This window comes from Paenibacillus sp. FSL R7-277 (genome assembly GCF_000517965.1).
In the GTDB taxonomy this organism is placed as follows: Bacteria; Bacillota; Bacilli; order Paenibacillales; family Paenibacillaceae; genus Paenibacillus_AQ; species Paenibacillus_AQ silagei.
The window spans coordinates 1-316 of the sequence record NZ_ASPX01000106.1 but is presented as its reverse complement, the minus strand read 5'-3'; the positions used below and the strand labels follow the sequence as shown (position 1 = coordinate 316).

Below are 316 nucleotides of genomic sequence, written 5' to 3'. Positions count from 1 at the left end.
TATCACTGCTGGTACTCTATCATCTGCTGGTACAGTAACGAACATCCTCGCTGGTACGATTACTAGCGTGCTTGGTGCAACTATCACTGCTGGTACTTTAACATCCGCTGGTACAGTGACCAACCTCTTAGATGGTACGATTACTAGCGTGCTTGGCGCGACTATCACTGCCGGTACTCTATCATCTGCTGGTACAGTAACCAACATTCTCGCTGGTACAATTACTAGCGTGCTTGGAGCGACTATCACTGCTGGTACTCTATCATCTGCTGGTACAGTAACGAACATCCTCGCTGGTACGATTACTAGCGTGCTT

At 48.1% G+C, this 316-nt stretch carries 1 pseudogene; it reads left to right on the top strand.

Annotated features, from left to right (window positions below):
• Positions 1-316, top strand: a pseudogene (locus tag C173_RS35140) (DUF6385 domain-containing protein); the annotation flags it as partial.